This window comes from Salinivirga sp. (assembly GCF_035268865.1).
In the GTDB taxonomy this organism is placed as follows: domain Bacteria; phylum Bacteroidota; class Bacteroidia; order Bacteroidales; family Salinivirgaceae; genus Salinivirga.
The window spans coordinates 22,500-29,402 of record NZ_DATFKB010000121.1 but is presented as its reverse complement, the minus strand read 5'-3'; the positions used below and the strand labels follow the sequence as shown (position 1 = coordinate 29,402).

General features: G+C 39.8%; 5 protein-coding genes. 2 read left to right on the top strand and 3 right to left on the bottom strand.

Annotated features, from left to right (window positions below; translation table 11 throughout):
* Positions 1-675, top strand: a 675-nt coding sequence (locus VJ937_RS07480; protein ID WP_324066275.1) for a T9SS type A sorting domain-containing protein, incomplete at its 5' end; no start/stop codon positions are given.
* 156 nt (positions 676-831) lie between these two features.
* Complete coding sequence (locus tag VJ937_RS07475; RefSeq protein ID WP_324066274.1) at positions 832-1,470, top strand: DUF2459 domain-containing protein; 639 nt, start codon at positions 832-834, stop codon at positions 1,468-1,470.
* A gap of 130 nt (positions 1,471-1,600) precedes the next feature.
* On the opposite strand, the gene VJ937_RS07470 is transcribed toward VJ937_RS07475, so the two are convergent.
* From VJ937_RS07470 to VJ937_RS07460, 3 genes are all read right to left on the bottom strand, one after another.
* The gene (locus VJ937_RS07470) at positions 1,601-4,339 is read right to left on the bottom strand and encodes a T9SS type A sorting domain-containing protein (protein WP_324066273.1); all 2,739 of its coding nucleotides are present in this window, start codon (positions 4,337-4,339) and stop codon (positions 1,601-1,603) included.
* Between the two features lie 275 nt (positions 4,340-4,614).
* Positions 4,615-5,730 (bottom strand): ABC transporter permease, encoded by a 1,116-nt coding sequence (locus VJ937_RS07465; protein ID WP_324066272.1) that lies wholly within the window; start codon positions 5,728-5,730, stop codon positions 4,615-4,617.
* A gap of 55 nt (positions 5,731-5,785) precedes the next feature.
* The gene (locus tag VJ937_RS07460; RefSeq protein ID WP_324066271.1) at positions 5,786-6,892 is read right to left on the bottom strand and encodes an ABC transporter permease; all 1,107 of its coding nucleotides are present in this window, start codon (positions 6,890-6,892) and stop codon (positions 5,786-5,788) included.
* Between the last annotated feature and the right edge of the window lie 11 nt (positions 6,893-6,903).

Sequence of the window (6,903 nt, the reverse complement as noted above, 5' to 3'; positions counted from 1 at the left end):
GCATTGCCCGCTGAGGGCCAAACAACAACCCGCCAATGGTTTCATGACGATGGTGTAACAGCCGGAAATCTAAGCGCGAGCCAATATGATTTGATGCAACTCACAGCAACAGCCGATGGCAACTATGCTTCAGTGAACCTGGAAGTAACCGAAAATAACATTGCGGCACCTGAACGGCACATGGAACTCATGTTGTACAGCCTCAACAACGCCCCAGGCGAACTGACCCTCAATGGATACGAGGTACCATTATATGGCAATGAAAACGATTACCAAAACAATCTGCCTGCAGCACATTGGGATGGCACTTTCCTTTATATACATTTCAACTGGAAAGATACGGCTACGCTGCTGGAAATGGATCGTGAACCCGCAGCCATAGCACAAGCTTACAATTCACAGTCACTGCAGGTAATTGCAAACCCGAATCCCATAACTGCTCAAACAATTATTGAAGCTAAAGTGGAAAAAGCCGGTCAATATAAACTTTCTTTGCTGCATGCTGATGGTAGAATCGTGTCTCAATTAAATCGCAATTTAAACCCAGGCAGAAACAAAATTCAAATCACTGATTTCCCGATTCAAATTATTGATTTACAAAACGGAATGTACATACTCAATATCAGTAAAGCCGGACAAACTCAAAACTTAAAACTAATGAAAATGACGCGATAAGCGTTAGTGGTTAATACTGAATTATATTTTATTCAACCAGCCAGACCCGCATAAGAATTCATGCTAAGTGGTCTGGCTGTTTTTGTTGTTGCACTAAATAAACAAAACCAGGACTGCTCCATTTTTGTTAGTTAATTGAACCATAGCATATGTCAAATGCCATCATATTACTTAATATATTTCTTACTTTCCCTTTGTCTGTCAGTGCCGGGATTTGCTTCTAATGACCACAAATACCAGGTTTACATTGTCCAGGCAGGTTGGCACACGGGTATTGTATTGGAAACAGCCGATATACCATTCAATATTTTTAAAGAAGCTCAACCTTATACCCGGGATAAATACCTGGATGTGAGTTGGGGCGAAGAAAAATACTATCAAATACCCGAACCTGGAATTTTCGTAAGTGCGAGCACTATATTGTGGCCAACACGCGCTGTGGTAAGTATGACTGCATATTCACGCAAAATTAAAAACTACTACAGGAAACCAATTATATTAGAAATAACCGTCACAAAAGAAGCCTATTTCGCCTTGTGCAATTTCCTTTCAGATGCCTTCCAACGCGATAAAACAGGTAAGATTATTCCAAGTACTTTCTATCGTGACTCAAGCGGTTTTTTCCTGGCCAAAAGGAAATACTCCATGTTTAGGACCTGCAATACCTGGGTAGCTTTGGCCCTAAAAAGATCAGGTTTGGACATAAGCCCTTTCATGCTGGTCACCAGCAGGCAATTGTTCAGGAGATTAAACAAATTAGGTAATACCCACTATTTAATGAAACATAACAAATAGAGCGTCCATTACCAGGCAATGCTACTCAAATTCACGCCCTAAAACCTATTTTAGGCGGAAGTCGGTAATATGTAAAAAAGGCTGCCGAAATTGCTTCCGGCAGCCTTAAGAAAACCAACAAATTACTAATTTATTGTTTAATAATTAATTGCTTACTTATTACACTTCCATTTCCATTGTTTATTGTCAAAATGTACGTACCATTGGCGTAGCTGGCCATATTAACAGATGTCTGTTTGACATTTACAGGTGCACGATAAATAATGCGCCCGCTTAAATCTGTTATGCGCACAAATGCATCTGAACCAAATTCTTTTGTATTAATATTAAGCTGATCTTTTACAGGATTCGGATATACCTGTACCGTTGAATTTGCAACCTGATTAACGCCAGTAGCTTCTTTGTAAAAATAAATATTGTCAAGGTATATAACAGAAGGAGTTGCGCCTGCCTGCCCATCAAATTTAAGTTGATAAATATCGCTTAAAGTAACACCATTTTCGGTGAACGTGCTAAGCGGAATGTCATAGCTTTCCCAGGCTCCAACAGTAATGGGTGATAATTCAACGAGATATTCGCCACCAACACTGATTGGGGAAAACTGAACATTTGTTGCATCCCAGGTCCACATATCAATATGCACATATTCCATTGTCGACATATCCTGATTTCCGCCAAGATCTGTTCCCTGATAGTTAAAATTATTGTATACAAGTGTTTGGTTGCCATCAATCTCTTCCATAGTAACATCAGTCGATTGACCCCAATCTGGGTTATAATCAATACCCTGAATATTGGTATAGGCATTACTGAATACTGAAATTACATTTTCGGGTTCTCTTGCAGGGGGTGTTGGAGCTGCTACACTCGGCGATGGTTCGGCATTCAGGGTAACATCAACACTCTGATCTGCTCCGGCAACGGTTATATCACCTGAAGCATCTTCGTAACCACTGGCACTTACAGTGTAAGAATAACCTCCATCTTCCAGATAAACAGTTGCAACACCACCAGCATCTGTAATAAGATTTTGACTATTAATAGCCACATTAGCACCCTCTATTGGATTGCTTCCATCAGTAACATTAAAGCTAACCGCATATGTTGTAATACCGGGGCTTCTGTAGAAATACATATTATCCAGATAAATCGTCTGCGAACCATCTCCTCCGTCAAATTTAAACTGAATAAGATCTGTCAAATCCACAACATCAGAAAACTCACTTAGCGGGATATCATAGCTAACCCATTCACCTTGGGTGATTGGTAAACTATAAGCTTTTTCTAGCGGACCGGAACTGATGCAATAAATGTTAACAGTTGTAGCATTGTCTGTCCACATGTCAAGGTGCAATGTATCTAAAGCTGATACATTTTGGGCACTGCCGAATTGAATTCCCTGATAGTTAAAATTGGCATATTTAAAAGTGGGATTACCATCAATTTCTTCTGTAGTAACTACTGTACTTTGTCCCCAGACGGGATTGAAATTGGTACCTGTTACATCTGTATAAGCATCGCTAAAAATAGAAATAACATCACCAGGATCTCTTTCGGGAGGAGTTGGGGCTCCTACAGTTGGTGCGTTTATAACCGTTTCTGATAAAGTAACATTTACCGTTTGGGCTGCGCCATCTACAACCACATCGCCAGCTGCTTCGTCAAAACCGTCTAAAGTCACGGTGTAGGGATAAGTACCATTGGTCAAATCAATTGAGGTTTCACCATTAACCCCTGTGGTCAGCGTTTCGCCATTGATAGCAATAGCGGCGCCTTCAAGTGCGCTGCTTCCGTCTGTTACATTAAATGTTACGGTATAAGTTTCGGTACTTGTCTGATTATAAAAATAAAAATTATCGATAAAGATAGTAGTTGCCTCTGAAGGCTGGCCAACAAGAATATATTGTGCAATATTAGCCTGCGTAGTAAGATTGGTGAAATTTGTCAGTGGAATGTCATAACTAATCCATTCTTCCTGAGATGGACTGCTAAAGTCTAATTGATGCTCAGTATCATCACCTCCGCCATAAGCACCATCGGGGCCAAAATCTACCAGTTTTATTCCAAATGATGTAATGTCGGCTGACCACAGGTCAATATGAAGGTGGGTCATGTCGGTTACATTCAATTGATTGGTTGTAGTTTCGATTCCCACGAAATCAAGATTAGAATATTTTTTAGCTGCATTACCATCAATCATAACATCTTCAAGTGTTCCTACAGACCATTCAGTTCTCCACGTATCCACTGGCTCATCGGTATATGCATCGCTAAACAAAGATATTACCTCGGCCTCATCTTCAGTTGGAGTCGGTGCAGCAACAGTTGGAACACTGGCAGCCTGTCCTTCTACAAATTGAATATCGTCGAAATAATAGGTTGAGTTGGCTGTGCCATCACCCATTACTCCATTGTTGAATATAATTATAATTTTTGTGTACACCGACGATGCTGCGCCGTCAAAATTAAAACTCAGTTCCTCCCATCCATTGGCAACGGTTGTATTTGCTGTTAGCTCTGTTGCCTGACTTGCATCAGAATTTTCCAGTTTAAACAGCACTGGTATATCGACTGCCGGAGACCATACTTTAATTTTAAAAGTATTGTTAGTCGAAAAGTCCAATGCAGCATCAAGAGTGATATATGTACCAGCCCATACCTCACCACCATCACGGATATGCTCTGCGACAAAATCACTTGAGTCTACTGCTGATGAATCGGGGTTCTCAATAATGGAAGTGATTCCGCCATCAAAATCAGTAAATGTGACACTTCCAATTCCATCTTCAAAATCTATGGGTAAACTTGTAGTTTGCGTAAAAGCATAACTGCTAATAAGCAAACTCAACAAAAAGACTAAATTTCTCATAATAATTTTTTTTGATTATCAAGATGCAAATTATTATAAGAATGTCTAAAATGCTATTTTTCCATTACATCAAGATTACACCAAAACCACATCGTTTCTGCATCAAAACTTTCTCAAAAAAACACATAGTCCATTCATTTGCAATTACTTAACAATTACCTGCATCTAGAAAGGTTAGTTTCTCAACAAGCAATGCATACCACACAATTGCATTAAATTATGGGGCAAAAATCCTGATAATTTCTTCATAAAAAAATATGCATTAAGCAACTCTATCAGACCGTTTTCCGGTAGCGCCACAGTGCTAAACTAAATATAATCAATGCATAGCTTAATAAACTTAAAGCTTCGGGCAATACGTGAATAAATGCGCTGCCTTTGAGTAAAATCATGCGAATGGCCCTGATAAAATAATAAAACGGGTTGATGTAGTTGATGGTTTGCGCCCATTCAGGCATGCTGTCGGCCGGAGTGAAAATACCACTCATCAGGATAAATGTTAGCATGAAGAAATACGCCAAAAACATTACCTGCTGCTGGTTGTCGGTTATGGTGGAAAGGAATAAACCAATACCCAAAGCCACCAGAAGGTAAATACATCCGAAACCGAAAAGGCTGACCAAACTTCCTTCAATAGGCAGGTCGAAAAAGAAATAACCAATACTCAATCCAAAGGCCAGCTCAAAAATGGCGACGACCCAAAATGGCACCAATTTTCCGATAAGCAAATGGTGCTTGCGAATAGGCGTAACGTTGATTTGTTCAATGGTGCCGATTTCCTTCTCGCGCACAAGATTCATTGCCGTCAGAAACATTCCGATTACGGTAACTAACACCACCAGAATACCCGGAAGCATGTAAATTTTGTAATTCAATTCTGGATTGTACCAAAAAGATGATTCCATCTTGAACTGGTCGGTCATTGGCGGTTGTCTTTGGCTAATTTTAAGCAAAATATTCTTATTGAAATCCATCACGATAGATTGGGTGTAGCCATTCATTAAACTGGCCGAGGTGTTGTTGATGGCATTAATAAGCACCTGTAAGTCAGTATGCTTATGATTATAGAGATCCCGCTCAAAATTTTGGGGAATATGCAAAATCATATCCGATTGGTCGGCATACAGGTCATCAACCGATTTATCAATGCTCGCTTCACTAAATGTAACATTGTAGTAGGGCGAACCACTAAATTTAGCAATTAGACGTTGTGAAGTGGAGCTTTTATCGCGGTCCACCACGGTCACATCAATATTTTTCAACTCCATATTGGCCGCAAATACCAATACCACTAACTGTACAACCGGCACAATAAAAATGATTGGCAGCATGGTTTTATTGCGAAATATTTGTGTGAACTCCTTCCTGAGTATGTAACTTATGGTTCTCATGGGATTTTAATTTGTTCGAATGATAATCCTATTGATTCTGAAAATTATAGCTTAACTATTCAAGTCTGACTTTAAATTTCCTGACGCTCATTACAATGAAAAAGGTAATCATAGCCAGCAAAATCAACGTCTCTTTCCAAACGAATGGCATACCTGCACCTTTCAACATGATGTTTTTGATGATCACAATAAACCATCGGGGCGGCATCAGTACGCTTAACCATTGTAGAATTTCGGGCATGCTCTCGATTGGAAAAATAAAACCACTCAGCAAGATCGTGGGCAACATCAACGCGAACAATGAAATGAACATGGCCACTTGCTGGGTTTTACTGACTGTAGAAATCAAAATACCCAGGGAAAGTGCCAGAAGAATAAACAGTAAGCTCTCGGCCATCAATAGCAGCAAACTACCTTTCACAGGCACACCAAAAACAGTGTTTCCTAAAATAATAATGGTTACAGCGTTGATAAAAGATAGTGCAACGTATGGTGTAACCTTTCCAAGAATAATCTGAAGCGGTCGCAATGGAGATACCAGTAAAACTTCCATTGTCCCCATTTCTTTCTCTCTTGCAATGCTGATGGAGGTCATCATGGCCGAAATCAACATCAGAATAAGCGCCATGGTTCCGGGCACAAACATATATACACTGTCCAAACCTGTATTGAACATCATTCGGCTTTCTACTTCAATACCTCCTGAAACAGCAGGTCCTTCATTTATTTGTTGCTGATATTTGAGTATGGTTCCTCTTGTATATTGATTAATAAGATTCCCCATATTTGGATCGCTGGCATCAATTAAAAGCTGAATATCACCTTTACCATCACGTTGGAGTTTTTCAGCCAACCCTGCCTCAAATATTATCACCTCACGAATATCGCCAGTTTTAAAAGCCGACTCCGCCTCATCGGGTGAAGAGAGATACTGATCCACAATAAAATACCCCGAAGACTCAAGCTTGTGCACCAAACCCTGTGTAACTTCCGAGGGTGTTGGGTCATAAATGGCAATCTGTACATCTTTCAGATCGGTTGTAATTACGTAACCAAACAGAAGTATTTGGACTATTGGCATTCCGAACAGAATTAATAATGTGCGGAAATCCCGAAATATGTGGAAAAATTCTTTTTTAACAAATGCGAAAAAACGTTTCATGGTTTTTAGAT

Coding starts and splice junctions, on each gene's coding strand:
- VJ937_RS07475 (WP_324066274.1), top strand. CDS start 832: ATGCCATCATATTACTTAATATATTTCTTACTTTCCCTTTGTCTGTCA.
- VJ937_RS07470 (WP_324066273.1), bottom strand. CDS start 4,339: ATGAGAAATTTAGTCTTTTTGTTGAGTTTGCTTATTAGCAGTTATGCT.
- VJ937_RS07465 (WP_324066272.1), bottom strand. CDS start 5,730: ATGAGAACCATAAGTTACATACTCAGGAAGGAGTTCACACAAATATTT.
- VJ937_RS07460 (WP_324066271.1), bottom strand. CDS start 6,892: ATGAAACGTTTTTTCGCATTTGTTAAAAAAGAATTTTTCCACATATTT.